Raw genomic sequence first — 25,679 nt, forward strand, 5'->3', positions numbered from 1 at the left:
AGAAATATTCGTGTCCGGATTGTCTCTGGACTCCCTACATTTAAAGGTTACAGTTATGATCATCGTTACCGGCGGCGCAGGCTTTATCGGCAGCAATATCGTTAAAGCGCTGAATGACCAGGGCATTACCGACATTCTGGTCGTGGATAACCTGAAAGACGGCACCAAATTCATCAATCTGGTGGATCTGAATATTGCCGATTATATGGATAAAGAAGACTTCCTGATCCAGATTATGGCTGGCGAGGAATTCGGCGATATCGATGCTATTTTCCATGAAGGCGCTTGCTCTTCCACCACTGAGTGGGACGGCAAGTACATGATGGATAACAACTATCAGTACTCAAAAGAAGTGCTGCATTACTGCATGGAGCGTGAAATCCCGTTCCTGTACGCTTCTTCCGCGGCGACCTACGGTGGCCGCACCAGCGACTTTATCGAATCCCGCGAATATGAGCAGCCGCTCAATGTTTATGGTTACTCCAAATTTCTGTTCGACGAATACGTTCGCCAGATTTTGCCGCAAGCGGATTCGCAAATTGTCGGCTTCCGTTATTTCAACGTTTACGGGCCACGAGAAGGCCATAAAGGCAGCATGGCGAGCGTCGCTTTCCATCTCAATACTCAGTTGAATAATGGCGAAAACCCGAAACTGTTCGAAGGCAGCGACGGCTTCAAGCGCGACTTCGTCTACGTCGGCGACGTTGCCGCGGTGAACCTGTGGTTCTGGGAAAGCGGCGTGTCCGGTATTTTCAACCTTGGCACCGGTCGCGCGGAATCCTTCCAGGCAGTCGCCGATGCGACTCTGGCTTATCATCAGAAAGGCAGCATCGAATACATTCCGTTCCCGGATAAACTAAAAGGCCGCTATCAGGCGTTTACCCAGGCGGATCTGACTAACCTGCGCGCTGCGGGCTATGACAAACCGTTTAAGACCGTCGCCGAAGGCGTAACGGAATATATGGCCTGGCTCAATCGCGACGCGTAAGAAGTAAGCATGAAGATATTGGTGGTGGGCCCGTCTTGGGTGGGCGACATGATGATGTCGCAAAGTCTGTATCGCACGCTCAAGGCGCGCTATCCCCAGGCGATAATCGACGTGATGGCGCCCGCGTGGTGTCGTCCGTTGCTGTCACGTATGCCGGAAGTTAACGAAGCGATTCCGATGCCGCTCGGTCATGGCGCGCTGGAGATCGGCGAACGACGTAAGCTGGGACACAGCCTGCGCGAGCGTCGCTACGATCGCGCTTACGTGCTGCCGAACTCGTTTAAATCCGCTTTAGTTCCTTTTTTTGCCAATATCCCGCTGCGCACCGGCTGGCTCGGCGAGATGCGCTACGGCCTGCTAAACGATGCCCGCAAGCTGGATAAAGCGGCCTGGCCGCTGATGGTTGAACGCTATGTGGGTTTAGCCTACGACAAAGGGGTGATGCGCTCGGCGAAAGACCTGCCGCAGCCGCTGCTCTGGCCGCGACTACAGGTTCATGAAGGCGAGAAATCACAAACCTGTAGCGCGTTCAATATCTCAGCAGATCGGCCGATTATCGGCTTCTGCCCCGGCGCGGAGTTCGGCCCGGCGAAACGCTGGCCGCACTACCACTACGCAGAACTGGCAAAACAGCTTATTGATGACGGTTATCAGATCGTTCTGTTCGGTTCCGCTAAGGATAACGACGCGGGTAAAGAGATCGTTGCGACGCTGAGCAGCGAGCAGCAGGCATGGTGCCGCAATCTGGCCGGGGAAACTCAGCTTGAGCAGGCCGTTATCCTGATTGCCGCCTGCAAAGCGGTGGTCAGCAACGACTCCGGCCTGATGCACGTCGCAGCCGCGCTGGACCGCCCGCTGGTGGCGCTCTATGGTCCGAGCAGCCCCGACTTCACGCCGCCGTTGTCGCATAAAGCGCGCGTTATCCGCCTGATTAGCGGCTACCACAAAGTACGTAAAGGCGATGCTGCCGAAGGTTATCACCAGAGCCTGATCGATATTACCCCACAGCGCGTACAGGAAGAGCTAAATGCGCTGTTGCTGGAAAAAACGGAACAAAAGGAAGCGTAGCGGATGCGGGTATTAATCGTAAAAACCTCGTCCATGGGCGACGTGCTGCACACGTTGCCCGCGTTGACCGATGCCGCGCAGGCCTTTCCTGGTATTCGCTTCGACTGGGTGGTTGAGGAAGGTTTCGCCCAGATCCCTTCCTGGCATGAAGCCGTCGACCGGGTTATCCCGGTGGCGCTTCGCCGCTGGCGCAAGGCGTGGTTTTCCGCGCCAGTTAAAGCTGAGCGCAGGGCCTTTCACGACGCCATACAGGCGGAAAAGTATGACGCCATTATTGATGCTCAGGGGCTGGTGAAAAGCGCCGCGCTGGTGACCAGACTGGCTCGCGGCGTGAAGCACGGCATGGACTGGCAGACCGCGCGTGAACCGCTGGCGAGCCTGTTTTATAACCGTCGTCATCATATTGCTAAAGCGCAGCACGCCGTTGAACGCACCCGCGAGCTGTTCGCCAAAAGCCTCGGCTATACTCAGCCGCAAAGCCAGGGCGATTACGCCATCGCCCAACATTTTTTGCGCCAGGATGACACCTCTGCCGCGCCGTATCTGGTGTTTCTTCATGCCACGACCCGCGATGATAAACACTGGCCGGAAGAGAACTGGCGGGCGCTTATCGCGCTGCTGGCCGACAGCGGTCTGATAGTGAAGCTGCCGTGGGGCGCGCCGCACGAAGAGGCGCGGGCCAGACGGCTGGCGGAAGGGCACGATTTTGTCGAGGTGCTGCCGCGTATGAGTCTGGAACATGTCGCTCAGGTGCTGGCTGGCGCGCGCGGGGTGGTTTCCGTCGATACCGGACTGAGCCATCTCACCGCCGCGCTCGATAAACCGAACTTCACGCTGTACGGCCCGACCGATCCGGGATTGATTGGCGGCTACGGTAAAAATCAGTATGTGGTGCGCCCTGAAAGCGGTAACAGCACCGGGGATATTGCCGCTTCTCAGGTGCTGCAATTGTTGCAATCTCAGGGGCTGGCTTAATGGCGTGATGATTTACGCTGCCTGGCGCTACATGTATTGACAACATCATCTGTATCGCCAGCGCTAACGCCGTAACCTGTCGGACAAGAGGAAACGGCCACGCTGGTTAATCTGAGTGACATGAGGAATAGCCAGCAGAACGCTGTGCTGCTGATTACACCGATGCCGGGCCACGAGCTTTTATCGCTGCGCGTATTTCTGTTGGTAGTATTCCGCCAGCGTCATCCCCTTCACCTGCGGCGCCAGCCAGCTGAAAAACGCCTCCAGATCGGCGTATAAGCGCTCGATATCCTGCTCGTTCTTAAACGTCGGGCTGCCGCCAGGCATGTACTCGGAAGAGTGCAGCATATATTCGACGTAGTCATTGCCCTGCGCCAGCGTCTGCTGAACAACGTTCTTCATCGTCTCGACGTTGCCGCCCATCGGGCGCAGCCAGTGTACCGACGGGGAGCGCACTTTACCGCGCAGGCGGTCGTAACCCTGTTTCAGGCTATTCATCCACGCCGAATGCTTGAACTGAATGCTCATTGGCACTTCAAGCAGCGGTGAGTGGCCTTCGCGGCTGATATCATTTTCATCAAGGAAGTAGGCATGCTGGGGGAAGCGGCGATAATCGGTGCCGCCGTCGCCCTGCGGCGCGCCTTTGGCGGTTTTCCAGTTCACCCGCGGCGTTACCGAGCAATCCACCTGATAACCATACTCCACCAGCAGACGCGCGTAGCGCTCATCAAATGCCCAGCGTCCGGCGCGGTGGCTGACCATTTTGGTCTGGAAGGTGTCCTCCAGCAGTCGGGTCATATAGTCGACTTTTTCACGCATCAATGCATCGCTGTACTCGATCAAATACGGTTTATGCCGCCAGTCGTCATCGGTGAGCGGATCGGTCGGCGGACTGTTCCAGGCATGAAGATGCATACCGATTTCCGCAGTTCCCCGGGCGATGACATCTTTGGCGAATTCGATATACGCGGGATCGATGGCCATCTCATAGTTGGTCAAATATACCGGTTTGAAGCCATACTTTTCGCAAAGCTGCTGAAAACGCGGTAAATAGCGTGCATTCTCGGTGGTGATGCTGTCATGTTTTTGCCAGAGGTTGTCGCCCTCTGTATCAATCGTGATGAGAAATGCGGGTTTGTGCACGAAAACGTCCTCAGGTCATACCTATCGGCTCATGGTAGAGCAAGACAACGCTTCTCTCAATCTATCTGATCCCCTAGAATTGGAACCTTGATCCTGAATGAAGAACAGAGCATGACGCCTGAAACCCGCACTTCCGGCCGCGTGAACCCGGCGCGAATCCTGGTCATTAAGCTTCGCCATCATGGCGACATGTTATTGATAACGCCGCTTATTCATGTGCTAAAACAGCAATATTCCACCGCCTGTGTGGATGTGCTGCTTTATGAAGAAACCCGGGATATGCTGGCGGCAAATACCGATATCAACCACATTTATGGCATTGACCGGCGCTGGAAAAAACAGGGAACCGCGCATCAGCTTAAGATGGAGTGGCGGCTTATTCGCACCCTCCGCCAGCAGCGCTACGATATGGTGTTTAACCTTGCCGATCAGTGGCCCAGCGCGATCATCAGCAAACTGACCGGCGCGGCGACCCGTATCGGTTTTGACTTCCCAAAGCGTCGGCATCCGGCCTGGCGTTTTTGCCATACCGCACTTGCTTCCACGCAGCAGCATAATCAACTGCATACGGTTCAGCAGAATCTGTCGATTCTGGCGCCATTAGGGCTGAATATTGACGATGCGCCGGCAAAGATGGGCTACAGCGAGCAGGACTGGGCCACCAGTTGCGCGCTGCTACCAGATGGGTTTCAGGACCGCTACATTGTGATTCAGCCAACCTCCCGCTGGTTCTTTAAGTGCTGGCGAGAAGAGCGTATGAGCGCATTAATTAACGCCCTCTCTGCGGCGGGTTACCCGGTGGTGCTGACTTCCGGGCCGGACGCCAAAGAGAAGCAAATGATAGCCACCATTATGGCGGGCTGCCCCGATGCCCGCCTGCACTCCCTTGCCGGGCAACTGACCCTGCGCCAGCTGGCGGCGCTTATCGCTCATGCCCGCCTGTTTATCGGCGTCGATTCCGTACCGATGCATATGGCCGCCGCGCTGGGCACGCCGCTGGTGGCGCTGTTCGGCCCCTCCAAACTCACCTTCTGGCGACCCTGGCAGGCGCGGGGCGAGGTGATCTGGGCGGGGGATTTCGGCTCTATTCCCGATCCTGATGATATCGACACCGACACAGACGAACGTTATCTCGATTTAATTCCCACCGACGCGGTTATCGCGGCGGCGAAAAAGGTACTGGCATGAGTAAATTCAGGCTGGCTCTGGTACGCCAGAAATATCGCCCGGATGGCGGCGCGGAACGCTTTGTCTCCCGCGCGCTGGAAGCCCTCGACGACAGTGACCTTGAACTGAACGTCATCACCCGTGAGTGGCAGGGGCCGGTGAAACCGGAGTGGAACATTCATATCTGCAACCCGCGCAAATGGGGGCGGATCAGCCGCGAGCGTGGATTTGCCGAAGCCGCGCGCCAACTGTGGCAGCGCGAGTCTTTCGACCTGGTGCAGAGCCATGAACGCATCCCCGGCTGCGACCTGTATCGTGCCGGAGACGGCGTACATCGTCGCTGGCTACAGCAACGCTCGCGCATTTTACCCGGCTGGAAAAGCCGCCTGCTGTTTGCTGACCGCTATCATCGCTATGTGATGCAGGCTGAGCGCGAAATGTATCTGGATTCGCACCTGCGCGGCGTTATCTGCAACGCGGAGATGATTAAACAGGAAATCATTGAAGACTTCGGTCTGCCGGCGGAGAAAATCCACGTTATCTATAACGCTATCGATAATCAGCGTTTTCTGCCGCCTGCGGAAGCTGACTTTGCCGCGCTGCGCGCCAAATGGGATCTTCCGCAGCAGGCGACCTGCCTGATCTACGTGGGCTCCGGGTTTGAGCGTAAGGGGCTGGATGCGGCGATTCGCGCCATCGCCCCCACCGATCGCTACCTGCTGGTGGTCGGTAAAGATAAAGAGCAGAAGCGTTACCAGCAACTGGCGAAAACCCTGGGCTGCGAGGCGCGGGTCCGCTTTTTCGGTATGCAGTCGGAAACCCTGCCGTTCTATCAGATGGCCGACGGTCTGCTGCTGCCAACGCTGTACGATCCGTTCCCTAACGTGATCCTTGAAGCGATGGCCTGCGGTCTGCCGGTGATCACCACCACTGGCTGCGGCGGCGCGGAATTTATCGTTCAGGGGCGCAACGGTTATGTTTGCGATGCGCTGGATATTCCGGCCCTGCGGGAGTCGGTTATTGCGCTCCCCGCCCGCGCTTTAGGTTCGGCAGAAGGCGAATGCGCCCGCGAGCGTATCATGGCCTGCACCAGCGAACGCTTATCGGCGCAGTTGCTCTCCCTTTATCAGGATTTGGTGAAATAACAATGCGCATACTGTTTGTCATCGACGGTCTGCCGGGCGGCGGCGCGGAAAAAGTGGTGTTGACCCTGGCGGAGCAGTTTCTCAGCGAGGGCGAACAGGTCTCGCTATTTTCCCTGCGCGACGTCTGCGATTATCCGTTGCCGGAAGGCCTGGATTATCAGGTCATCGTTGACCGTTGCCGCAAACCGTGGCGCAAGCTAACCGAGCTTTCCCGACGCGCGCGCCAGCTTGATGCGGCAGTGGAGAAAGCGGAACAGCAGGGGCGTTTCGACCTGGTGCTCTCGAATCTGCATAAAACCGACCGTATTGTCCGCCGCAGTCGACTGTTGCGCGGGCGTAACCTCTGGTTCTGCCTGCACGGTATGTTTTCCGCTTCATATCTCGGCCATCGCACCGGCTTCGATCGCTGGATAAAGCAACAGAAGATCAAGCGCGTTTACCAGGGGCGCAACATCGTTACCGTCTCCGATGCGGTTGGCAGGGATCTGGTGGAACAGTTCGCTATTCATCCCGCCCAGTTGAAAACTATTTATAATCCGTTTGATATCGCCGCCCTGCGCGCCGCGGCGGCAGAAGCCAGCGAGCGGCCTGAGGGCGACTATATCATTCACGTAGGACGCTTCCATCCCGGCAAACGTCACGATCGGCTGATTGAAGCCTATGCGCAGAGTGGTATTGATGCGCCGCTGGTGCTGTTGGGGCAGGGGAAAACGGAGCAGGAACAGCGCCTGCGTCAGCTGGCGCAGACGCTGCAGGTTGGCGATCGCGTCCTGTTTAAAGGCTTCCAGAAAAACCCGCAGCCGTGGATTAAAGGCGCGCGGATGCTGGTGCTGAGCTCCGATAGCGAGGGCTTCGGCAATGTGATCGTTGAAGCGCTGTTGCTGGAGACGCCGGTCGCCAGCACCCGCTGTCCGGGCGGCGTGAGCGAAATTTTAACCGGCGGGCTATCGCGCGGTCTGGCGGATCTGAACAGCCAGGCACTGGCTCAGACGATGCAAAGCATTTACCATAGCCCGCCTGCCATCGACGTATCGGCGCTGGAAAAATTTAGCGTCGCGTCGATTTGTCAGCAGTACCGTCAGCTGCGCAGCGTCTGACACCGTTATTTAACCAGGACGAATGAGTGATGAGTCAAACGCCTTTGTTGAGCATCGTGGCCGCCGTTTATAACGGTGAAAAATTCCTTGCGCAATTTTTTGCGTGTCTTGAGCAACAGCAACTGGAAAGCTATGAGCTGATCCTGGTAAACGACGGTTCGACGGACGGCAGCCTCGGGGTTATTGACCAGTGGAAAGATCGTCTGCAAAACGTGAAGGTGCTGGAGCAGGAAAATCAGGGCGTTTCGGTGGCGCGTAATACCGGGCTTGCGGTGGCCGCCGGTAAGTACCTGGCCTTCCCGGATATTGACGATAAGTTTTACCCTGGCATGTATCGTACCCTGCTGGAGATGGCGGAAAAGGGCAACCTCGACGTAGCGACCTGCAATGGCCGCTACGTCTACGAGACGAAAAAAGATATCCACCCCATTTTCCCGCCCGACCGTCTGCGGTCTACCGGCGTGTTGCCCGGCCACGCGTGGTTAAAGCAGGCGCTGGATTCACGCAAGTTCCTGCATGTCACCTGGCTGAATATCTACCGTCGTGCATTTATCGCTCAGCACAACTTTCACTTTGAGCCGGGTCTGCGCCATCAGGATATTCCCTGGACCACGGAAGTGTTGCTGGCGGCTGAACGGGTGCAGTACACCAGTGAGCCGTTCTACGATTACTATATTCATTCGCAATCGGTGTCGCATAAGCCGGATAACGACGATACGCTGATGCGCTCGGCGCGCCACTATATGAAGATTCTGGAGATGCTGGAGATTATCAACCAGCGTTATCCGGATAAGGTTCGCGATATTTCCGCCTGCCGCTGGCAGATAGCCAAAGAGGGGCTGGGAATTATCCATACCTTCGATAGCATGAAAGATGAGGCAAAAAAACATATTATCGTTAAAGAATTTTTTGAGCGCGGCATCTGGCGTCTGATCTGGAAAAACGCCCGTACGCCGCGTTTACGCTGGCGTCTCGGGCGCCGCTATCTGCGCATCAGGCGCTATCGCGACGCGGCTTAATACAGAATCCCTTCGTTTCTGCCAAAGAGATAGCTTTACGCGGGGTAAATGCTTAGAATTTGCCCGCAAAAACATAAATACGGATAAATCGCTTGGAATTGCTTTATACCGCCTTACTCTACCTTATTCAGCCGCTGGTGTGGCTGCGGTTGCTTTTACGCAGCCGTAAGGCCCCTGCCTATCGTAAACGCTGGGCGGAGCGTTATGGCTTCTGTCAGAACAAGGTAGAACCGGATGGCATTTTGCTGCATTCCGTTTCCGTAGGCGAAACTCTGGCGGCTATCCCGCTGGTACGCGCGTTACGCCATCGTTACCCCTCTCTGCCGATTACTGTCACTACCATGACCCCAACCGGTTCGGAGCGAGCGATGTCCGCTTTCGGTAAAGACGTGCATCACGTCTATCTGCCTTACGACCTGCCCGGTGCGATGAATCGTTTCTTCAATACTGTACAGCCGAAACTGGTTATCGTCATGGAGACCGAGCTATGGCCGAATATGATCGCAACGCTGCATAAGCGTAAAATCCCGCTGGTGATCGCTAACGCCCGTTTGTCCGAACGTTCGGCGAAGGGTTATGCCAGACTGGGCAAATTTATGCGCCGTTTGTTGAGCCGCATTACGCTTATCGCCGCGCAGAATGAAGAAGATGCAAACCGCTTTATTAGCCTGGGTCTGAAGCGCAATCAACTGGCGGTCACCGGGAGTCTGAAATTCGACATCTCGGTGACGCCGGAGCTGGCCGCACGCGCCATTACTTTGCGTCGCCAGTGGGCACCGCATCGCCAGGTCTGGATTGCCACCAGCACCCACGACGGCGAAGAACAAATTATTCTCCAGGCGCACAGAAAGCTGCTGGAGACCTTCCCCGGTCTGCTGTTGATCCTCGTCCCTCGTCATCCGGAGCGCTTTATCGACGCCCGCGAGATGGTGCGCAAAGCGGGGATGAGCTACACCCTGCGCAGCACCGGTGAGATTCCCTCTGGCAGCACTCAGGTGGTGATTGGCGATACCATGGGGGAACTGATGCTGCTGTACGGCATTGCCGACCTTGCGTTTGTCGGCGGTAGCCTGGTGGAACGCGGGGGCCATAATCCGCTGGAGCCCGCTGCCCACGCAATCCCGGTGCTGATGGGCCCGCATACTTTCAATTTCAAAGATATCTGCGCCAGGCTGCAGCAGGCCGACGGCCTGATTACCGTCACCGACGTCAGTTCTCTGGTGACGCAGGTGTCTAACCTGCTGACGGATGAAGACTACCGCCTGTGGTATGGCCGCCACGCGGTGGAAGTGCTGCACCAGAACCAGGGCGCGCTCTCCCGTCTGCTACAGTTACTGCAACCCTATCTGCCACAGCGGAGCCATTAATGTCGCCTCGACTTTCGGTCGTGATGATCGCCAAAAACGCCGCAGATCTGTTGCCCGATTGCCTGGCGTCGGTAAACTGGGCCGATGAAATCATCCTGCTGGATTCCGGCAGTAGCGACAATACGGTTGAATTAGCCCGCAGCCTGGGCGTGCAGGTTCATATCAATCGCGACTGGCAGGGCTACGGAATTCAGCGTCAGCGGGCCCAGGAGTACGCCTCCGGCGATTACGTACTGATGCTCGATACCGATGAGCGCGTCACCCCAGAGCTTGCGCAAGCTATCCGCAGCGTGCTGGCCGCACCGCAAACCGGCGCGATATACAGCATCGCCCGGCGCAACTATTTTCTTGGCCGCTTTATGCGCCACAGCGGCTGGTACCCTGACCGCGTGATGCGCCTGTATCAACGCGAGCGTTATCGCTATAACGATAATCTGGTACATGAATCTCTCGACAGTAAAGGCGCGCAGGTCGTTGAACTTTCCGGCGACTTACTGCATTTAACCTGCCGTGATTTTTCCGCCTTTCAGCAAAAGCAGTTAGCTTATGCCGCCGCCTGGGCGCTGGAGCGTTACCAGAAAGGTAAAAAAACCTCGTTGGTTGCGATCTTCGGCCATACTCTGGGAGCATTTGTGAAAACGCTGCTGCTGCGCGGCGGAATTCTGGATGGCAGACAGGGCTGGCTGCTGGCGGTGGTCAATGCGCAATATACGTTTAATAAATACACCGAGCTGTGGGCGCTAAGCCGCGGCTACTCGGAGAAAGTGTCATTATGAGCACAAAAGCGATCTATCCGGGAACCTTCGATCCTGTCACTAACGGCCATATTGATATCGTCACCCGTGCGGCCAGCATGTTTGATAAAGTCCTGCTGGCGATCGCCGCCAGCCCGAGTAAAAAACCCATGTTCACCCTCGATGAGCGGATTGCGCTGGCAACGCAGGCCACGGCGCACCTGGTCAACGTTGAAGTTATTGGCTTCAGTGATTTAATGGCTAATTTCGCCCGCGCGCAGCAGGCGAATATTTTAATTCGCGGTCTGCGGGCGGTAGCGGATTTTGAATATGAGATGCAGCTGGCGCATATGAACCGGCATCTGATGCCAACGCTGGAAAGCGTTTTTCTGATGCCGTGCAAAGAGTGGTCGTTTATCTCGTCATCGCTGGTCAAAGAAGTCGCGCGCCACCAGGGCGATGTCTCCCACTTCCTGCCCGCTAACGTACACCAGGCACTGCTGAAGAAGTTGTAGATCGCCCCTCAATTTGCAGGCCGTTCACAGGCTGAGGATATAACCGATGTCCTCGTAATGGCGGTGAACGGAACAGTCCGCCGAACAAAAACAGGCGAAAAGAAAATCCCCCTCGCATTTAAGGCGTGGCAACTGTTGGAGCTGAAGGCTCCTGAGTCGTAGTGACGTCTCCATTGTGCATTATCTGCGCAACCTGCTGCTTCTCCATATTGATCGCACTAAGCTGGCCGTTGACGGTTGGCTTCAGCGACGCATCGGCCAGGACGCTGCCGGTAGCGGTCAACTGGAGATTACCGTCGCCGGAAATCGGCAGCGCCGGCCAGCCCCACGCCTGTAAAATATTCAGCGGCACGCCGCGGCCATTCAGACTTACATTAACCCGTCGCTGCGGGAGCTGTGAGACCACCGCTGTGGCCTGCAAAATGCCGCGTTCAGTAAAGGCGCTGAGTTCGTTAATGTTCACCGTTGAGGCGTTTGCGCTAAGCTTCAGCGATGGACGGCGGACGTCGATACGATTAAAGGTGGCGGCAGCGGCGTTCAGCGTCGCACTGCCGTTCCATATGCCCCAGCTGCGGTTTTTCACCAGCTGTAGCTCGCCGCCGTAGCCATCAAGGGCGGTAATCTGCCACGGGAATGTCGGTTCAACATCAATAATCAGGTTACGGCTGGCGCTAAATTTTTTCAGCGTCAGGCTTTGCAGCCACTCCGGTAGTGGTTCCATCCACAACTGCTTCCAGTTGGCGGGCAGGGTATATTCGAGACCCGCGAACGCGGTGTCATCCAGCACCAGGGCACGGTCGGCGCGCAGCCAGTTGCCGGACGTGCGCACCATCCCTCCCTCCCAGCGCGAGGTGAACTGGCGCAGGGCGAGGCCCTGCGGCGAGAAACCGGCGTTGAGAATAGGATCGAGAAAATGCAATGAGCCGTAAATAAATTCGTCGGCATTCATCGACAGCGCACCATCCTGGCTTTGCCAGTCGCCGTGATTCAGGGCGAGGTTGCGCAGATTTAGATCGAGGTTGGTGACCGCCCAGCCAGGCCCCTGCAGGCTGGCGTCGGTGATATCAATACGACCAATTTGCAGAGAAGGAAGGGTGCCCAGTGGCGCAAAAAAGTCGGCAAGCGATTTATTGCTTTGCAGGCGGATCTCGTTGAGGCGTAAATTATTGACCTGCCAGCCACCGTCGGCGCTACGTTTCGCCGTGCCGGTGAGTGTGCCGCGCGCAACATCCGCTCCGATGGTTGAGAGCGTCACTTCCCCGTTATCAATATTGCCCTGAATCAGCACATTGCTGGCTTCAATCCCGTTGAGCGTCATTGATCCGGCGCTCATCTGAATCTGTGTTTTCTTGCCAAGGACATTACCGGCTTCCGGTACCCATGGGCTGACGCCGCCGGTGACGCGTTGAGCGCTGAGATCCCAGTCGCTTTCCGGGCTGTTGAACGCCATGTTGCGCAACTGCAGACGGTCCGCAGCAAACGGCAGTGCCGCGGAAGACGGCGAGAAATTGAGCGTGCCGTTACTGAGAACAATATCGTCAGCGTGCAGCGGGTTGCTAAACTGGCGACTGCTAAAACCGATATCCACCGTTTTAGCGACCAGCGTGGCGGGTTTGCCGTCGCGACCGAGGGTGACGTTTTGCAGCCGCAGGTGCAGGGGCGAGGAGAAATTATGCTCCATCTTGTCGAAGGAGACCTGCCAGCCAGTACCGTCGCTTAGCCAGGCGCTGGCCTGGCGCGCCCCCCAGCGGGTTTGCAGCAGGAAATAAGCGGCGATAACCGCCACCAGCAGGGCAATCAACAGCCAGAGAATCAGCTTTTCGAGAAATTTCATGGTCTTCGATCCTGAGCGAGGCATATAAGGCTGTTATGCCCGAATTATGCACAATCCTCAAGACAGGAATTGTGTAATGAGATGATGTGGCGTTGATGATACTCGCGCCCCGACCATCAGTATGTGGCCGGGGCACCAGACAGGATCAGTTTTTTTCTGGCGGGAAAATCAGATTCAGTATAATTGCCGTGATACCACCGGCAGCGATACCGGAAGAGAGCAGATTCTTCAGCCAGTCAGGGGCGAACTGCAGGATCAGCGGCTGTTGGGAGACGCCAAGACCGACGGCCAGCGACAGGGCGATAATCAGGATTGCGCGGCGGTTCAGCGGCTCGCGGGAAACAATACGCACGCCGGAAGCGGCGATAGTCCCGAACATCACCAGCGTTGCGCCGCCGAGTACCGGCTCAGGAATATGCTGTACGAAACCGCTTACCGCCGGGAACAGACCGAGCACGATCAGCATCAACGCCACGACGAACCCGACATAGCGGCTGGCGACGCCGGTCAGTTGGATGACGCCGTTGTTCTGGCCGAAGCATGAATTGGGGAAAGTATTGAACACCGCAGAGACAAACGAGTTCAGACCGTTTGCCAGCACGCCGCCTTTCAGGCGTTTCATATATAGCGAACCGGAAACCGGCTGCTCGGAGACGTCAGAAGTGGCGGTGATATCGCCGATGGTTTCCAGCGAGGTAATCATAAATACCAGCATCAGCGGCAGTAGCAGGTTCCAGTCGATGCCCAGCCCATAGTAAAGGGGGGTTGGCACCATAATCAGGCTGCTTTCCGTCGGGGCGCTATTGGTCGGAAGCATACCCAGGAACCATGCCGCCAGATAACCGGCCGCCATCGCGATAACCAGGGAAGCGATGCGCAGGTACGGATTGCGTTGGCGGTTAAGGATAATAATCAGCGCCAGGACGATACCTGCCAGTAGCAGATTTTTCGGCGCGCCGAAGGTATGATCGGCCATCGCCCCGTAGCCGCCTCCGATGGAGGTCAGGCCAACCTGAATCAACGACAGGCCGATAATCATCACCACCACGCCGGAGACCAGCGGGGTAATGATACGGCGTGCGAGGTGCAGCACGCGGGAGAGTACCATTTCCGTGCAGCTGGCCAGCATCAGCGTACCGAACAGCGCGGCCATCATGGTCGGCACATCGGCGCCGCCGGTTTTCAGCGCGGTCCCCCCCATAATGAGCGGCGCGACAAAGTTAAAGCTGGTGCCCTGAATAGAGAGCAACCCGGAACCAACCGGGCCCCAGGCCTTAATTTGGATAATTGACGCCACACCGGAGGCGAAGAGGGACATGCTGATGATGTGTTGTGTGTCCTGAGCAGGAAGGCCCAGAGCCTGGCAAATTAACAGCGCCGGGGTGATTACCGCGACAAACATCGCCAGCAGGTGCTGGAAAGCGGCGAATAACGTTTGCGGTAACGGCGGGCGGTCTTCAAGCCGATAGATCAATTCGCTGGTTTGCTTATGCGCAATCGGTTGCGCATTTTCTGGCTCTGCGGTATTCACGGACATCACAACAATCCCAAAAGTGGCAAAGCAGGAATTTTATCGGACTGCCGGTCAAAAGCAAACGTTTGCCAATGTTTCATCGGTAAATATTGCTACAGGGGAAATACGCTAATTTATTGTTAACACTTTGCATCATTGATCGCAGCAGTATCCCGACAAAATATCTTTTTTTGTCACTTTTCTCTGCTCTTCTGATGAAAAATTCTTCCTGATTTCTCGGGATCGGCCATCCGGCGCCTTGCGGTGTGCGAATGCATTCGGTGTCGATAAGACGTCGTTCCGGTCAGTGAGAGGACTGTCTGGACGTTGATGATCATAAAAACAGCGTATTGCAACCGAATCCGGGCAGAAAAAGCCCGGATTGGCGAGGTATGCCCGTCCGGGCCTGGGTGATTACCCTGCCAGCGGGCGAGAGTGGAACTCACCCGCGACAATATTACCCCTCGTCGTGCTCTTCCCACGCCAGGGCGCGTTTTACCGCTTTCTTCCAGCCGCTATAGCGATAGTTACGCTCGGTGGTTTCGATCCCCGGACGGAACTCGCGCTCAATAACCGCTTTTTCCTGCAGCTCATCCAAGTTCTGCCAGAAACCGACCGCCAGACCAGCCAGATAGGCTGCGCCCAGCGCGGTAACTTCACGTACTTCCGGGCGCTCCACGCGAGTGCCGAGAATATCGGACTGGAACTGCATCAGGAAGTTGTTGGCCACAGCGCCACCGTCGACGCGCAGAGCGTGCAGACGAATTCCGGAGTCTGCCTGCATGGCTTCCAGCACATCGCGGGTCTGATAAGCAATCGACTCCAGCGTCGCGCGAATAATGTGATTCGCGTTCACGCCGCGGGTCAGACCGAAAATCGCGCCACGGGCATACGGATCCCAGTACGGCGCCCCAAGGCCGGTAAACGCCGGTACCACGTACACGCCATTGGTATCTTTCACTTTGGTGGCGAAATATTCGGAATCGAACGCGTCGCTAATCAGCTTCATTTCATCACGCAGCCACTGGATGGAGGCACCAGCCATAAACACCGCGCCTTCCAGGGCGTAGTTCACCTCACCGCGGGGGCCGCAGGCGATGGTGGTCAGCAGACCATGCGTTGACGCCACGGCTTTTTCGCCGGTATTCATCAACATAAAGCAGCCGGTGCCGTAGGTGTTTTTCGCCATCCCTTCTTTAACGCACAGTTGGCCGAATAGCGCAGCCTGCTGGTCGCCCGCGATACCGGCGATGGGAATACGCGTGCCGCCTTTACCGCCAATATTGGTCTGGCCGTACACTTCGGAGGACTTGCGCACTTCCGGCAGCATGGCGCGCGGGATATCCAGCGCATCAAGCATTTTGTCGTCCCAGTCCAGCGTGTGGATATTGAACAGCATGGTACGTGAAGCGTTGGTGTAATCGGTAACGTGGACGCGCCCCTGGGTCATTTTCCAGATAAGCCAGGTATCCACGGTGCCGAACAGCAATTCGCCGCGTTTCGCGCGTTCGCGCGCGCCATCGACATGGTCGAGGATCCACTTCACTTTGGTGCCGGAAAAGTAGGGGTCAACCACCAGGCCGGTGGCCTTGCGGATGTACTCTTCCATACCGTCGCGCTTAAGCTGCTCGCAGATTTCAGCGGTACGACGGCACTGCCAGACGATAGCGTTGTAAATCGGCTTACCGGTCTCTCGCTCCCACACGATGGCGGTTTCACGCTGGTTGGTGATGCCAATCGCCGCGATTTGATCGGAGCTGATATCGGCTTTTGCCAGCACTTCTACCAGCGTCGAGCTTTGCGATGCCCAGATCTCCATTGGGTCGTGTTCAACCCAACCCGGGCGGGGATAGATTTGTTCGAATTCTCGCTGAGAGACGCTGACGATATTGGCATCGTGATCCATTACAACGGCGCGGGAACTGGTGGTGCCCTGGTCGAGCGCTACGATATATTTTTTGTCGGTCATAGTATGAGTCCCGTAGTCAGATTACAGCGAAGCTTTGTGTTGCGACGTTGAGTGTGAAGTGGTTGCTGCTTTTTCTTCGACTTCGACGACGCAGGTGTCGCAGGGGAGATGGCGGCCAATCAGCTTGCGGTAGCCGAACGCACCCAGTGCAGCACCGACCACTGGCGCACAGAGCGGCACCAGGAAATAAGGGATATCTTTGCCGCCAGTGAAGGCGATGTTTCCCCAGCCGGCCAGCCAGGCGAAGGCTTTTGGGCCAATATCACGCGCCGGGTTCATGGCGAAGCCGGTCAGTGGGCCCATAGATGCGCCAATAACGGCGATCAGCAGGCCGATCAACAGCGGGGCCAGCGGGCCACGCGGCACGCCATTACCATCGTCAGTCAGCGCCAGAATGACGCCCATCAGGATAGCGGTAATCACCATTTCTACCGCGAAGGCCTGCACAAAATTGATATGTGGATTGGGGTAAGTGGAGAATATGCCGGCCAGTTCAAGACTTTCGACGCTACCGCGCACCATATGGTGAGTATGTTCGAAATCGAAGAAAAGATTGTAATAAAGCCCGTAAACCAAAGCCGCAGCGCAAAAGGCGCCAGCGAATTGCGAAAAGATAAAAGGAACGACTTTACGACCATCGAAACAGGCGAACAGCCATAGCGCGATGGTAACCGCCGGGTTAAGGTGCGCCCCGGACACGCCTGCGGTCAGGTAAATCGCCATTGCGACACCGAGACCCCAGATGATGCTGATTTCCCATTGACCGAAGCTGGCCCCCGCGACCTTGAGCGCAGCGACGCACCCAACGCCGAAAAAGATCAACAACCCGGTACCGAGGAACTCTGCAATGCACTGGCCTTTTAGTGTTGATGTTTGGCTCATAATTGAATCCTGAAGCGTAATGATGGTTATTGTATGTCTGAAGGTCGCGGGCGACCACGCTGCCGTGTAGGCATAGTGTTAATTTATCGTTAACGAGCAAAAACGAGAAATATCGAAATTCAAATGTGTGTGCTGCGTCAAGAAAATGAGCGTTTTCGCGCTATAAACGGGTGTTCAGCCATTTTGCGGGAGCGTTTCACCGCTCAATTTTTTAACCTGAAGATTAACAATTATGAAAAAGTCGCGGGGAAACACAGTTAGCAGACCAGGTAAAGGCTGAAAAGTGTTGCAAACCGCAATCTGCGCGGCTTGCCGCTGGACAGTGACGGCGGGGCTTCATACAATCGACTACATCATTACTGTAGTGCGCTAATTTTCGTTAAGGCGTCAACGCGTATACGAAACGGACGGTTTCTATCAACGCCTTGCAAGTTCAGGAGAGGTATGACGATGTCATTAGAAGTGTTTGAGAAATTAGAATCTAAAGTTCAGCAGGCGATTGATACCATCACTCTGTTACAGATGGAAATCGAAGAGCTGAAAGAAAAGAACAACACGCTGGCGCAGGAAGTACAGAGCGCGCAGCACACCCGTGAAGAAATTGAGCGTGAAAACGGTCAGTTGAAAGAACAGCTGCAGGGCTGGCAGGATCGTCTGCAGGCGCTGCTGGGCCGCATGGAAGAAGTATAATGATTTCCCCCTCTCCCGTTTGGGAGAGGGTATTCCCCCCCGCTTTATATATTCACAAGTTATAGCAAATCTTTTTTTATTCTTTAATCATCGATTGGCTTTCTGGCACGCTTAACCCCTCACAACACAACACAAAGAGAGCGGTGCGATGAATAAATGGGGCGTAGGGTTAACTCTGTTGCTGGCATCCGCCAGCGTTCTGGCAAAAGATATTCAACTATTAAACGTTTCTTACGATCCGACGCGTGAGCTGTACGAACAGTACAATAAAGCGTTTAGCGCGCACTGGAAGCAGGAAACTGGCGACAACGTGGTGATTCGCCAGTCTCATGGCGGCTCCGGCAAACAGGCGACCTCGGTAATCAATGGCATTGATGCCGATGTTGTCACTCTTGCGCTGGCCTATGACGTCGACGCGATTGCTGAGCGCGGCCGGATTGATAAAAACTGGCTGAAACGCCTGCCGGATAACTCGGCGCCATATACTTCAACCATTGTGTTCCTCGTACGTAAAGGCAATCCCAGGCAGATTCATGACTGGAACGACCTGATAAAACCAGGTGTGTCGGTGATTACTCCGAACCCGAAAACTTCCGGCGGCGCGCGCTGGAACTATCTGGCGGCCTGGGGCTACGCTCTGCATCATAACAATGGCGATCAGGCTAAAGCTCAGGCGTTCGTGAAAGCGCTGTTTAAGAACGTTGAAGTGCTGGATTCTGGCGCGCGTGGCGCAACCAACACCTTTGTCGAGCGCGGCATTGGCGATGTGCTGATTGCCTGGGAAAACGAAGCCCTGCTGGCGACGAGCGCGCTGGGTAAAGATAAATTTGAAATCATCACCCCGAGTGAATCGATTCTGGCTGAGCCGACCGTTGCTGTCGTTGATAAAGTGGTCGACAAAAAAGGAACCCGCCAGGTGGCGGAAGCGTATCTGAAGTATCTCTACTCGCCGGAAGGCCAGGAGATCGCGGCGAAGAATTTCTATCGCCCACGGGACCCTGAAGTGGCGAAAAAATATGCCAGTGAGTTCCCGAAACTGAAGTTGTTCACTATTGATGATGTATTTGGCGGCTGGACTAAAGCCCAGAAAGAGCACTTTTCTAACGGCGGCACCTTCGATCAGATTAGCCAGCGTTAATTCTCTTAGTTTGTCCCCGGCGGCACCCTTGCCTGTCGGGGAGCGACGTTCATGCAGCGTGGCGGTTTTGCCGCCTCACCGCCGGAAAAGGATTCCGTAACTCTCTTCTGTTTTCATTTAGTCATTAAACTGCGCTACTCTTCCGTTTCCGGTCGAGACAGGAAAACATAATGCGAAGAGTACGGTATCTTTTATTAGCGTTGCTGGTTGTGGTTCTGGCGGCGATTGCTGGCGGTTATCACTGGTTCCATTCCGGCAATCCTGACGCGTTGCGTCACATTGTGCTGCAACAGTGCGTCCCTGACCAACAGCAGAATCATAATCCTGCGCCCTGTGCGGAAGTGAACCTGAAGGCTGGCTATGTTCTGTTGAAGGATCGCAATGGTCCGCTGCAGTACCTGTTGATGCCGACTTACCGTATTAACGGTACCGAAAGCCCGTTGTTGCTTAACCCATTGACGCCAAACTTCTTCTGGCAGGCCTGGCAGAGGCGCGAAATCTTGAGTCAGCATCGTGGTTCCGCCGTATCGGATAATGTGGTCTCTTTGGCTATCAACTCACGCAGCGGGCGTACGCAAAATCATCTCCATATTCATATCTCCTGCCTGCGGCCTGATGTTCGAACGCAACTGGATAACGAAGCGTCCGCTATTAGCAGCCGCTGGTTGCCGCTGCCCGGTGGGTTAATGGGCCATAAATATCTGGCGCGTCGGGTTACCGAAACGGAGCTGGCGCAGCGCAGCCCGTTCCTGATGCTGGCGGAAGAGGTGCCGGAGGCGCGGGAGCATATGGGCCGCTTTGCGCTGGCAATGGCGAAACAGAGTGACGGATCGCTGGTACTGCTGGCGACCGAGCGTAATTTGCTGACGCTCAATCGCGCATCGGCGGAAGAACTTCAGGATCATCGTTGCGCGATCCTGCATTAACCCCGCGATATCCGCCATTTTTATGGCCTTCAGCATTGGGGGCCGCAAATTCATCGCGCACTTACCGCATGGAGGCGGTACGCATCAGGGACGCTGGTGAGAACGTAAGGGCGCATCCAGAAGTGGCCGCCAGATGAAAGTGGCGTGCTGATGGCTTGCTTAGCTGGCTGGCATTACATCATCTCAAGCGTTTACCTGTCTTACTGGCTGGCGTATTCTTGCTGAAAAAAACGACAGGAGACAGGTATGTCACTCTGGTTGTCCCATCCTCTGTTCCTTCCTACGATTATCGTTGGTATCACTATTCTTCTTTGGGCGACTTCGCTGCTGCCGGAGTTTTTGACCGCGTTGCTGTTTTTTGCCGCCGCAATGATTGCCAAAATCGCTCCGCCGGATGTTATCTTCGGCGGCTTCGCCTCATCGGCTTTCTGGCTGGTATTCAGCGGCTTTGTGCTGGGGATCGCCATTCGCAAAACCGGTCTGGCGGACAGAGCGGCGCGGGCGCTATCGTCGCGGTTGACCAATTCCTGGCCGCTGATGGTTGGTAGCGTAGTGCTGCTCAGCTATGCCCTGGCTTTCGTTATGCCATCCAATATGGGGCGCATTGCGCTGCTGATGCCGATTGTTGCGGCGATGGCGAAGCGTGCGGGTATTGAGGATGGCACGCGCCCCTGGTACGGGCTGGCGCTGGCGGTTGGGTTCGGTACCTTTCAACTGTCCGCCACGATTCTGCCTGCCAACGTACCGAATCTGGTGATGAGCGGCGCGGCGGAAGGGTCATACGGTATCCACCTGAATTACGTGCCCTATTTACTGCTCCATACACCGGTGCTCGGCTGGTTGAAAGGGGCGGTGTTGATTGCGCTGATATGCTGGCTGTTTCCCGGGCAACCCCATCCGCCGAGCGATATGACGCCGCAGCCGCCAATGAGCCGTGACGAGAAGCGCCTGGCGTGGATGTTGGCGGCAGTATTGACGCTGTGGGTGACGGAGAGCTGGCACGGCGTCGGGCCAGCCTGGACCGGGCTGGCGGCGGCAGCGATCACGCTTCTGCCGCGGATCGGTTTTATTCGCGGCGAAGAGTTCTCCAGCGGGGTGAATATTCGCACCTGCCTCTATGTTGCCGGAATTCTGGGGCTGGCGATCACGGTGACTCAAACCGGTATTGGTCGTGTGATGGGGAATGCGTTGCTGCATATTATGCCGCTGGATCAAGAGAGCCCGTTCACCAGCTTTCTCGCATTGACTGGTATCACCAGCGCGCTGAACTTTATTATGACCGCTAACGGCGTGCCGGCGCTGTATACCACCTTCGCTCAGAGCTTTGCCGATGCCACCGGCTTCCCGCTGTTAAGTGTGATTATGATTCAGGTGCTGGGCTACTCTACGCCGCTGCTGCCGTATCAGGCGTCGCCGATTGTGGTGGCGATGGGGCTGGGAAAAGTCCCTGCGCGTGCCGGCATGCTGCTGTGTATTGCGCTGGCGGCAGTGAGCTATTTGATTCTGCTGCCGCTGGATTATCTGTGGTATCAGGCGTTGGGGAAATTGTAGCAGGATAAAAAGAACCCGGACGTTTTGTCCGGGCCATCTGTATTGTAACTATTGTATCTTACGCATTTTTTGCCGCTTCAGCGGCTTTAACGATCACTGCGAAAGCGTCAGCTTTCAAGGATGCGCCGCCAACCAGCGCGCCGTCGATATCCGGCTGGGTGAACAGCTCCGCCGCGTTGCCCGCGTTAACGGAACCGCCATACTGGATGATGACTTGCTCAGCCACTTTCGCATCGGCTTTCGCGATGTGGTCACGAATAAATTTGTGTACCGCCTGAGCCTGAGCCGGGGTAGCGGATTTGCCGGTACCGATTGCCCACACCGGTTCGTAAGCGATAACGGCGCCTTCGAACGCGCTCGCGCCCTGAGTTTTCAGAACGGCGTCGATCTGACGCGCGCACACTTCTTCCGTTTTTCCCGCTTCGTTTTCTGCTTCGGTTTCACCGATGCACAGTACCGGGATCAGCCCCTGTTCTTTCAGAACAGCGAATTTTTTAGCGATAAATTCATCGGATTCTTTGTGGTAGGTACGACGCTCGGAGTGGCCGATAATGATGTACTGAGCGCCGATGTCTTTCAGCATTGCGGCAGATGTTTCGCCGGTGAATGCGCCGGACAGGTTCAGGTCAACGTTCTGCGCGCCCAGGTGAATGTGGCTGCCTGCTGCGGCTTGTTTAGCCAGGTCGATGTACATCTCAGGCGGAGCAATGGCAACGGCACAGCCGGTTACGCCAGCCAGTTCGGTACGCAGGTTAGCGACCAGTTCGTTTACCATGTGGCGGCTGCCGTTCAGTTTCCAGTTACCCATCACTAAAGGATGTCGCATTTTTATTCTCCACGCTTTAAAGCGAATTAAGGAATATAGCCGCCCCCGCGGGCAGCATGGTCTGTGAAACAGTATAGAGATTCATCCCTGGAAAGGCTTTGCTTTTTGTCATTTATTGTTGTTTTCCAGCGTTTCAGATAGCGCCAGCTTAATCGGTTCAACAGCGAAGGTTAGCCCCTTTTCACCGTCGTCAGCCACAACATAGCGCACCGCGCCTTCGCTTTCCGTGAAATAACGCTTTCCTTTCCCTGCGGCCAGCAATTTTTGCAGCTTCTGCTGGCTTTGTATCTGGCTAAGCGTAGGCACGAAAGCGCGTATTACGGCACTCATATACTCCTGCGCTTTGGCTTTCGCCGCTCTTTGCTGCGGCCCCTCAATCGGCAGCCAGGTGATTTGCATTGATTTAATTTTGAGCGTCCCGCGCTCAAGGGCGGTAGAGGCGTAAAGGTTTTCGTTAATTTTGCTGGCGGCGCGGGTCAGGTTCGCCTGGTCCCGGCTGGAGGTAATGGCGCGAAATTCATTGAGTGGTAGATTTGGATTATTCGCGTTAAATTTTTCCCGAAACTCGCTGATGGAGGTATCAAAAACCGGCGAGCCCGGGAGAAGATAGGGCGCCGTGGTGGTGGACTCAGACCCGGCGGACAACGCTTCCGGGCCGACGGATAGCGCCGCCAGGCCAATAAAACATAAGGTTGTCCACTTCTTCATACCCATCTTTCCTTTTTTTGTCTGCAGATGATTAAAACGATAACCGCCGCGCTTGTCAAAAAGTCACTCCTCCAGGCTAAACTACGCCAGTGATGATCATAAGGAATAAAATATGTCCCTACAGCAGTGGCTATTCTCAATTAAAGGGCGGATTGGACGCCGCGATTTCTGGATCTGGATTGCTATCTGGATAATGACCATGAGCGCGCTGTTTACGCTGGCTGGCAGTAATCTTCTCAATTTGCAAACGGCGGCTTTTATTCTGGTGTGTCTGCTGTGGCCCACGGCGGCAGTCACCGTTAAACGCCTGCACGATCGGGGAAAATCCGGGCTCTGGGCGCTACTGCTGATTCTGGCGTGGATGCTGCTGGCGGGTAACTGGTCCATGTTGCCCGGCGTCTGGCAGTGGGGCGTAGGGCGGTTCATTCCGACGCTGATTATCGTCATGATGCTTATTGATCTGGGCGCATTTGTCGGCACCCAGGGGGCGAATAAGTTTGGTGCCGAGACGCTGGATGTACGCTGGAAAGCGGCGTCCTGACTACCAGTAGTGTTCGGCAGTCATATGGCCAGGGCGGCGACGCAGATGCTTGCGCATCTGCCGGGTCTCTTTCAGCAACTGCTGGGTGTCGCGCACCATCTGCGGGTTCCCACACAGCATGACGTGGCTGTTATCGGCATTCATCGGCAGGCCAACGGCCTCTTCCAGCGCGCCGGTTTCAATCAGGAACGGAATCCGTCCCGTCAGCATACCCGGCACGCTTTCCCGGCTGACAACCGGCTGAATGCGGAGTTTACCCGCATAGTGTGCTGCCAGCGCCTGCATCTGCGGCAGGTAGCTGAGGTCGGCGGCATACCGCGCCGCGTGTACCAGCACCACGTTTTTAAAGCGCTCCAGGTCTTTCCCCTCTTCCAGAATCGACAGGTACGGGCCAATCGCCGTACCCGTGGCTAACATCCACAGCGTGTCGCAATCCGGTACTTCGTCCAGCACAAAGAAACCGGCGGCCTCGCTGACAACCTGCACTTCATCTCCCGGCTTCAGCGCCGCGAGCCGTGGGCTGAGTTTGCCCTCCGGTACGGTTACCAGGTAGAACTCAAGATCAGGATTCCCGGGCGCGTTGACGTAGGAATAGGCGCGCTGCACGCGTTCACCGTCAACATCCAGCCCCAGTTTGGCAAACTGCCCTGCGGTGAATGGATCAACCGGCGCGTGAACGGTGAGGCTAAACAGTGCATCAGTCCAGTTCTGCACTTTTATCACTTTGCCTGTAACCCAGTTTGCCATAACGTCTCTCCTTTCAATCTTGTTAGCGTATCTTCACCGCGACGAGAGCAGATTTCCAGCCCGAAAAGGCCGGAAAGCTCGATTGATCAAATGATTTACAGGATGTGTAACTGGATATCCGGATCTTTGCGATCGAGATAATGAATCGACTGAATACGGCGGATGGTACGGGATTTTCCGCGGATGAGCAGCGTTTCGGTGGTGGCCATATTCCCCTTGCGCGTGATACCGTCCAGCAGATCGCCTTTGGTGATGCCGGTGGCGGAAAAAACCACATTGTCGCTGCGCGCCATATCGTCCAGGCGCAGCACTTTGCCCGTTTCAATGCCCATTGCCTGGCAGCGCTGCAGCTCGTTTTCGCCGATGCGGCGGTTCTCTTCGTTGTCGCCTTTTACGTGATGACGCGCCAGCAGACGGCCATTCATATCGCCGTCCAGCGCGCGAATCACCGCTGCGGACACCACACCTTCCGGTGCGCCGCCGATACCGTACATGACGTCAACTTCGCTGTCTGGCATACAGGTGAGAATGGATGCCGCGACGTCGCCATCAGGGATGGCGAATACGCGCACGCCCAGTTTTTGTAGTTCAACAATAACGTCATCGTGACGTGGTTTGGCTAAAATGGTGACCGTTAATTCACTTAGCGGTTTGTTCAGCGCGCTGGCGATGTTATGCAGGTTTTCCGCCAGCGGCAGGTTGAGATCAATAGCGCCTTTCGCCCCCGGACCGACAATCAGCTTCTCCATGTACATATCCGGCGCGTTGAGGAAACAGCCCTTATCGCCTACCGCCATGACCGCCAGCGCGTTGGCCTGGCCCATCGCCGTCATGCGCGTGCCTTCGATGGGATCGACGGCGATATCCACCGCATCACCGTTGCCGGTACCGACGCGCTCGCCAATATACAGCATCGGCGCTTCATCGATTTCGCCTTCGCCGATCACGATCGTGCCGTCAATATTGACCAGGTTGAGCATAATACGCATGGCATTGACGGCTGCGCCGTCGGCAGTGTTTTTATCACCACGACCCAACCATTTATAGCCCGCCAGCGCGGCGGCTTCGGTGACACGCGAAAATTCGATGGCCAGTTCTCGTTTCATAATCCACTCATCTGAAGAAAAATTATGCGC

Annotated in this window: 24 protein-coding genes; 15 read left to right on the plus strand and 9 right to left on the minus strand. The window is 55.9% G+C overall.

Annotated features, from left to right (window positions below; genetic code table 11):
* The first annotated feature begins 55 nt into the window (after window positions 1–55).
* The 3 genes from rfaD to rfaC are packed head-to-tail and all read left to right on the plus strand — an operon-like array spanning window position 56 to window position 3,031.
* A complete protein-coding gene (rfaD, locus tag ABK821_RS12325) occupies window positions 56–988 on the plus strand; it encodes an ADP-glyceromanno-heptose 6-epimerase (protein WP_138360964.1) in 933 nt (310 codons plus the stop codon).
* Window positions 989–997: 9 nt separating this feature from the next.
* Window positions 998–2,056 carry an ADP-heptose--LPS heptosyltransferase RfaF gene (gene rfaF, locus ABK821_RS12330; RefSeq protein ID WP_138360965.1) on the plus strand — a complete coding sequence of 353 codons (1,059 nt, stop codon included), beginning with the start codon at window positions 998–1,000 and terminating at the stop codon, window positions 2,054–2,056.
* Between the two features lie 3 nt (window positions 2,057–2,059).
* A complete protein-coding gene (gene rfaC, locus ABK821_RS12335) occupies window positions 2,060–3,031 on the plus strand; it encodes a lipopolysaccharide heptosyltransferase RfaC (RefSeq protein ID WP_343178215.1) in 972 nt (323 codons plus the stop codon).
* 180 nt (window positions 3,032–3,211) lie between these two features.
* Here rfaC and ABK821_RS12340 read toward each other — a convergent pair whose 3' ends face one another.
* Entirely contained in the window at window positions 3,212–4,174 is a 963-nt protein-coding gene (locus ABK821_RS12340) for a polysaccharide deacetylase family protein (RefSeq protein ID WP_138360967.1), read from the minus strand.
* Between the two features lie 111 nt (window positions 4,175–4,285).
* Between ABK821_RS12340 and rfaQ the strand changes: the two genes are divergently transcribed.
* The 7 genes from rfaQ to coaD all read left to right on the plus strand — a co-directional run bounded on the left by rfaQ (window position 4,286) and on the right by coaD (window position 11,218).
* Window positions 4,286–5,362, plus strand: a complete 1,077-nt coding sequence (rfaQ, locus tag ABK821_RS12345; protein WP_142503201.1) for a putative lipopolysaccharide heptosyltransferase III — start codon at window positions 4,286–4,288, stop codon at window positions 5,360–5,362.
* Window positions 5,359–6,486, plus strand: a complete 1,128-nt coding sequence (locus ABK821_RS12350) for a glycosyltransferase family 4 protein (protein ID WP_395033945.1) — start codon at window positions 5,359–5,361, stop codon at window positions 6,484–6,486. Before rfaQ ends, ABK821_RS12350 begins: the two co-directional genes overlap by 4 nt.
* A gap of 2 nt (window positions 6,487–6,488) precedes the next feature.
* Window positions 6,489–7,583 (plus strand): glycosyltransferase, encoded by a 1,095-nt coding sequence (locus ABK821_RS12355; RefSeq protein ID WP_395033946.1) that lies wholly within the window; start codon window positions 6,489–6,491, stop codon window positions 7,581–7,583.
* Window positions 7,584–7,612: 29 nt separating this feature from the next.
* Window positions 7,613–8,602, plus strand: coding sequence for a glycosyltransferase (locus tag ABK821_RS12360; RefSeq protein WP_138360971.1), 990 nt, complete (start codon window positions 7,613–7,615; stop codon window positions 8,600–8,602).
* A gap of 92 nt (window positions 8,603–8,694) precedes the next feature.
* Entirely contained in the window at window positions 8,695–9,969 is a 1,275-nt protein-coding gene (waaA, locus tag ABK821_RS12365; RefSeq protein WP_138360972.1) for a lipid IV(A) 3-deoxy-D-manno-octulosonic acid transferase, read from the plus strand.
* Complete coding sequence (locus ABK821_RS12370) at window positions 9,969–10,745, plus strand: glycosyltransferase family 2 protein (protein ID WP_138360973.1); 777 nt, start codon at window positions 9,969–9,971, stop codon at window positions 10,743–10,745. The genes waaA and ABK821_RS12370 overlap by 1 nt, the downstream gene beginning before the upstream one ends.
* Window positions 10,742–11,218 carry a pantetheine-phosphate adenylyltransferase gene (gene coaD / locus ABK821_RS12375; protein WP_138360974.1) on the plus strand — a complete coding sequence of 159 codons (477 nt, stop codon included), beginning with the start codon at window positions 10,742–10,744 and terminating at the stop codon, window positions 11,216–11,218. Before ABK821_RS12370 ends, coaD begins: the two co-directional genes overlap by 4 nt.
* Window positions 11,219–11,336: 118 nt before the next feature.
* Here the strand turns inward: coaD and ABK821_RS12380 are convergent, their stop codons facing one another.
* The 4 genes from ABK821_RS12380 to ABK821_RS12395 all read right to left on the minus strand — a co-directional run bounded on the left by ABK821_RS12380 (window position 11,337) and on the right by ABK821_RS12395 (window position 17,416).
* Window positions 11,337–13,052: an AsmA family protein gene (locus ABK821_RS12380; protein WP_395033947.1), complete on the minus strand. Its 1,716-nt coding sequence runs from the start codon at window positions 13,050–13,052 to the stop codon at window positions 11,337–11,339.
* Window positions 13,053–13,197: 145 nt separating this feature from the next.
* A complete protein-coding gene (locus ABK821_RS12385) occupies window positions 13,198–14,589 on the minus strand; it encodes an NCS2 family protein (protein ID WP_138360976.1) in 1,392 nt (463 codons plus the stop codon).
* Between the two features lie 433 nt (window positions 14,590–15,022).
* Window positions 15,023–16,534, minus strand: coding sequence for a glycerol kinase GlpK (gene glpK, locus ABK821_RS12390; protein ID WP_138360977.1), 1,512 nt, complete (start codon window positions 16,532–16,534; stop codon window positions 15,023–15,025).
* Between the two features lie 21 nt (window positions 16,535–16,555).
* Window positions 16,556–17,416, minus strand: coding sequence for an MIP/aquaporin family protein (locus ABK821_RS12395; protein WP_138360978.1), 861 nt, complete (start codon window positions 17,414–17,416; stop codon window positions 16,556–16,558).
* A 444-nt stretch (window positions 17,417–17,860) separates the two neighbouring features.
* Here ABK821_RS12395 and zapB point away from each other — a divergent pair, with 444 nt between their 5' ends.
* From zapB to ABK821_RS12415, 4 genes are all read left to right on the plus strand, one after another.
* Window positions 17,861–18,106, plus strand: a complete 246-nt coding sequence (gene zapB, locus ABK821_RS12400) for a septal ring assembly protein ZapB (RefSeq protein ID WP_171034868.1) — start codon at window positions 17,861–17,863, stop codon at window positions 18,104–18,106.
* Window positions 18,107–18,254: 148 nt separating this feature from the next.
* Window positions 18,255–19,244 carry a sulfate ABC transporter substrate-binding protein gene (locus ABK821_RS12405; RefSeq protein WP_138360979.1) on the plus strand — a complete coding sequence of 330 codons (990 nt, stop codon included), beginning with the start codon at window positions 18,255–18,257 and terminating at the stop codon, window positions 19,242–19,244.
* A 170-nt stretch (window positions 19,245–19,414) separates the two neighbouring features.
* Complete coding sequence (locus ABK821_RS12410) at window positions 19,415–20,170, plus strand: CDP-diacylglycerol diphosphatase (RefSeq protein WP_138360980.1); 756 nt, start codon at window positions 19,415–19,417, stop codon at window positions 20,168–20,170.
* 246 nt (window positions 20,171–20,416) lie between these two features.
* Window positions 20,417–21,721, plus strand: a complete 1,305-nt coding sequence (locus ABK821_RS12415) for an SLC13 family permease (RefSeq protein ID WP_138360981.1) — start codon at window positions 20,417–20,419, stop codon at window positions 21,719–21,721.
* 58 nt (window positions 21,722–21,779) lie between these two features.
* Here the strand turns inward: ABK821_RS12415 and tpiA are convergent, their stop codons facing one another.
* Window positions 21,780–22,547, minus strand: coding sequence for a triose-phosphate isomerase (gene tpiA / locus ABK821_RS12420; RefSeq protein ID WP_138360982.1), 768 nt, complete (start codon window positions 22,545–22,547; stop codon window positions 21,780–21,782).
* 108 nt (window positions 22,548–22,655) lie between these two features.
* Window positions 22,656–23,255: a DUF1454 family protein gene (locus ABK821_RS12425; RefSeq protein WP_138360983.1), complete on the minus strand. Its 600-nt coding sequence runs from the start codon at window positions 23,253–23,255 to the stop codon at window positions 22,656–22,658.
* Between the two features lie 112 nt (window positions 23,256–23,367).
* On the opposite strand from ABK821_RS12425, the gene ABK821_RS12430 reads away from it, so the two are divergent.
* Window positions 23,368–23,796, plus strand: a complete 429-nt coding sequence (locus ABK821_RS12430) for a DUF805 domain-containing protein (protein WP_138360984.1) — start codon at window positions 23,368–23,370, stop codon at window positions 23,794–23,796.
* On the opposite strand, the gene fpr is transcribed toward ABK821_RS12430, so the two are convergent.
* Entirely contained in the window at window positions 23,797–24,543 is a 747-nt protein-coding gene (fpr, locus tag ABK821_RS12435) for a ferredoxin--NADP(+) reductase (RefSeq protein ID WP_138360985.1), read from the minus strand.
* Between the two features lie 95 nt (window positions 24,544–24,638).
* Window positions 24,639–25,649, minus strand: coding sequence for a class II fructose-bisphosphatase (gene glpX, locus ABK821_RS12440; RefSeq protein WP_138360986.1), 1,011 nt, complete (start codon window positions 25,647–25,649; stop codon window positions 24,639–24,641).
* Between the last annotated feature and the right edge of the window lie 30 nt (window positions 25,650–25,679).

The organism is Klebsiella sp. KE9456 (assembly GCF_043832615.1).
Classification (GTDB): domain Bacteria; phylum Pseudomonadota; class Gammaproteobacteria; order Enterobacterales; family Enterobacteriaceae; genus Klebsiella; species Klebsiella indica.

Coding starts and splice junctions, on each gene's coding strand:
- rfaD (WP_138360964.1), top strand. CDS start 56: ATGATCATCGTTACCGGCGGCGCAGGCTTTATCGGCAGCAATATCGTT.
- rfaF (WP_138360965.1), top strand. CDS start 998: ATGAAGATATTGGTGGTGGGCCCGTCTTGGGTGGGCGACATGATGATG.
- rfaC (WP_343178215.1), top strand. CDS start 2,060: ATGCGGGTATTAATCGTAAAAACCTCGTCCATGGGCGACGTGCTGCAC.
- rfaQ (WP_142503201.1), top strand. CDS start 4,286: ATGACGCCTGAAACCCGCACTTCCGGCCGCGTGAACCCGGCGCGAATC.
- ABK821_RS12350 (WP_395033945.1), top strand. CDS start 5,359: ATGAGTAAATTCAGGCTGGCTCTGGTACGCCAGAAATATCGCCCGGAT.
- ABK821_RS12355 (WP_395033946.1), top strand. CDS start 6,489: ATGCGCATACTGTTTGTCATCGACGGTCTGCCGGGCGGCGGCGCGGAA.
- ABK821_RS12360 (WP_138360971.1), top strand. CDS start 7,613: ATGAGTCAAACGCCTTTGTTGAGCATCGTGGCCGCCGTTTATAACGGT.
- ABK821_RS12370 (WP_138360973.1), top strand. CDS start 9,969: ATGTCGCCTCGACTTTCGGTCGTGATGATCGCCAAAAACGCCGCAGAT.
- coaD (WP_138360974.1), top strand. CDS start 10,742: ATGAGCACAAAAGCGATCTATCCGGGAACCTTCGATCCTGTCACTAAC.
- ABK821_RS12380 (WP_395033947.1), bottom strand. CDS start 13,052: ATGAAATTTCTCGAAAAGCTGATTCTCTGGCTGTTGATTGCCCTGCTG.
- ABK821_RS12385 (WP_138360976.1), bottom strand. CDS start 14,589: ATGTCCGTGAATACCGCAGAGCCAGAAAATGCGCAACCGATTGCGCAT.
- glpK (WP_138360977.1), bottom strand. CDS start 16,534: ATGACCGACAAAAAATATATCGTAGCGCTCGACCAGGGCACCACCAGT.
- ABK821_RS12395 (WP_138360978.1), bottom strand. CDS start 17,416: ATGAGCCAAACATCAACACTAAAAGGCCAGTGCATTGCAGAGTTCCTC.
- zapB (WP_171034868.1), top strand. CDS start 17,861: ATGACGATGTCATTAGAAGTGTTTGAGAAATTAGAATCTAAAGTTCAG.
- ABK821_RS12405 (WP_138360979.1), top strand. CDS start 18,255: ATGAATAAATGGGGCGTAGGGTTAACTCTGTTGCTGGCATCCGCCAGC.
- ABK821_RS12410 (WP_138360980.1), top strand. CDS start 19,415: ATGCGAAGAGTACGGTATCTTTTATTAGCGTTGCTGGTTGTGGTTCTG.
- ABK821_RS12415 (WP_138360981.1), top strand. CDS start 20,417: ATGTCACTCTGGTTGTCCCATCCTCTGTTCCTTCCTACGATTATCGTT.
- tpiA (WP_138360982.1), bottom strand. CDS start 22,547: ATGCGACATCCTTTAGTGATGGGTAACTGGAAACTGAACGGCAGCCGC.
- ABK821_RS12425 (WP_138360983.1), bottom strand. CDS start 23,255: ATGAAGAAGTGGACAACCTTATGTTTTATTGGCCTGGCGGCGCTATCC.
- ABK821_RS12430 (WP_138360984.1), top strand. CDS start 23,368: ATGTCCCTACAGCAGTGGCTATTCTCAATTAAAGGGCGGATTGGACGC.
- fpr (WP_138360985.1), bottom strand. CDS start 24,543: ATGGCAAACTGGGTTACAGGCAAAGTGATAAAAGTGCAGAACTGGACT.
- glpX (WP_138360986.1), bottom strand. CDS start 25,649: ATGAAACGAGAACTGGCCATCGAATTTTCGCGTGTCACCGAAGCCGCC.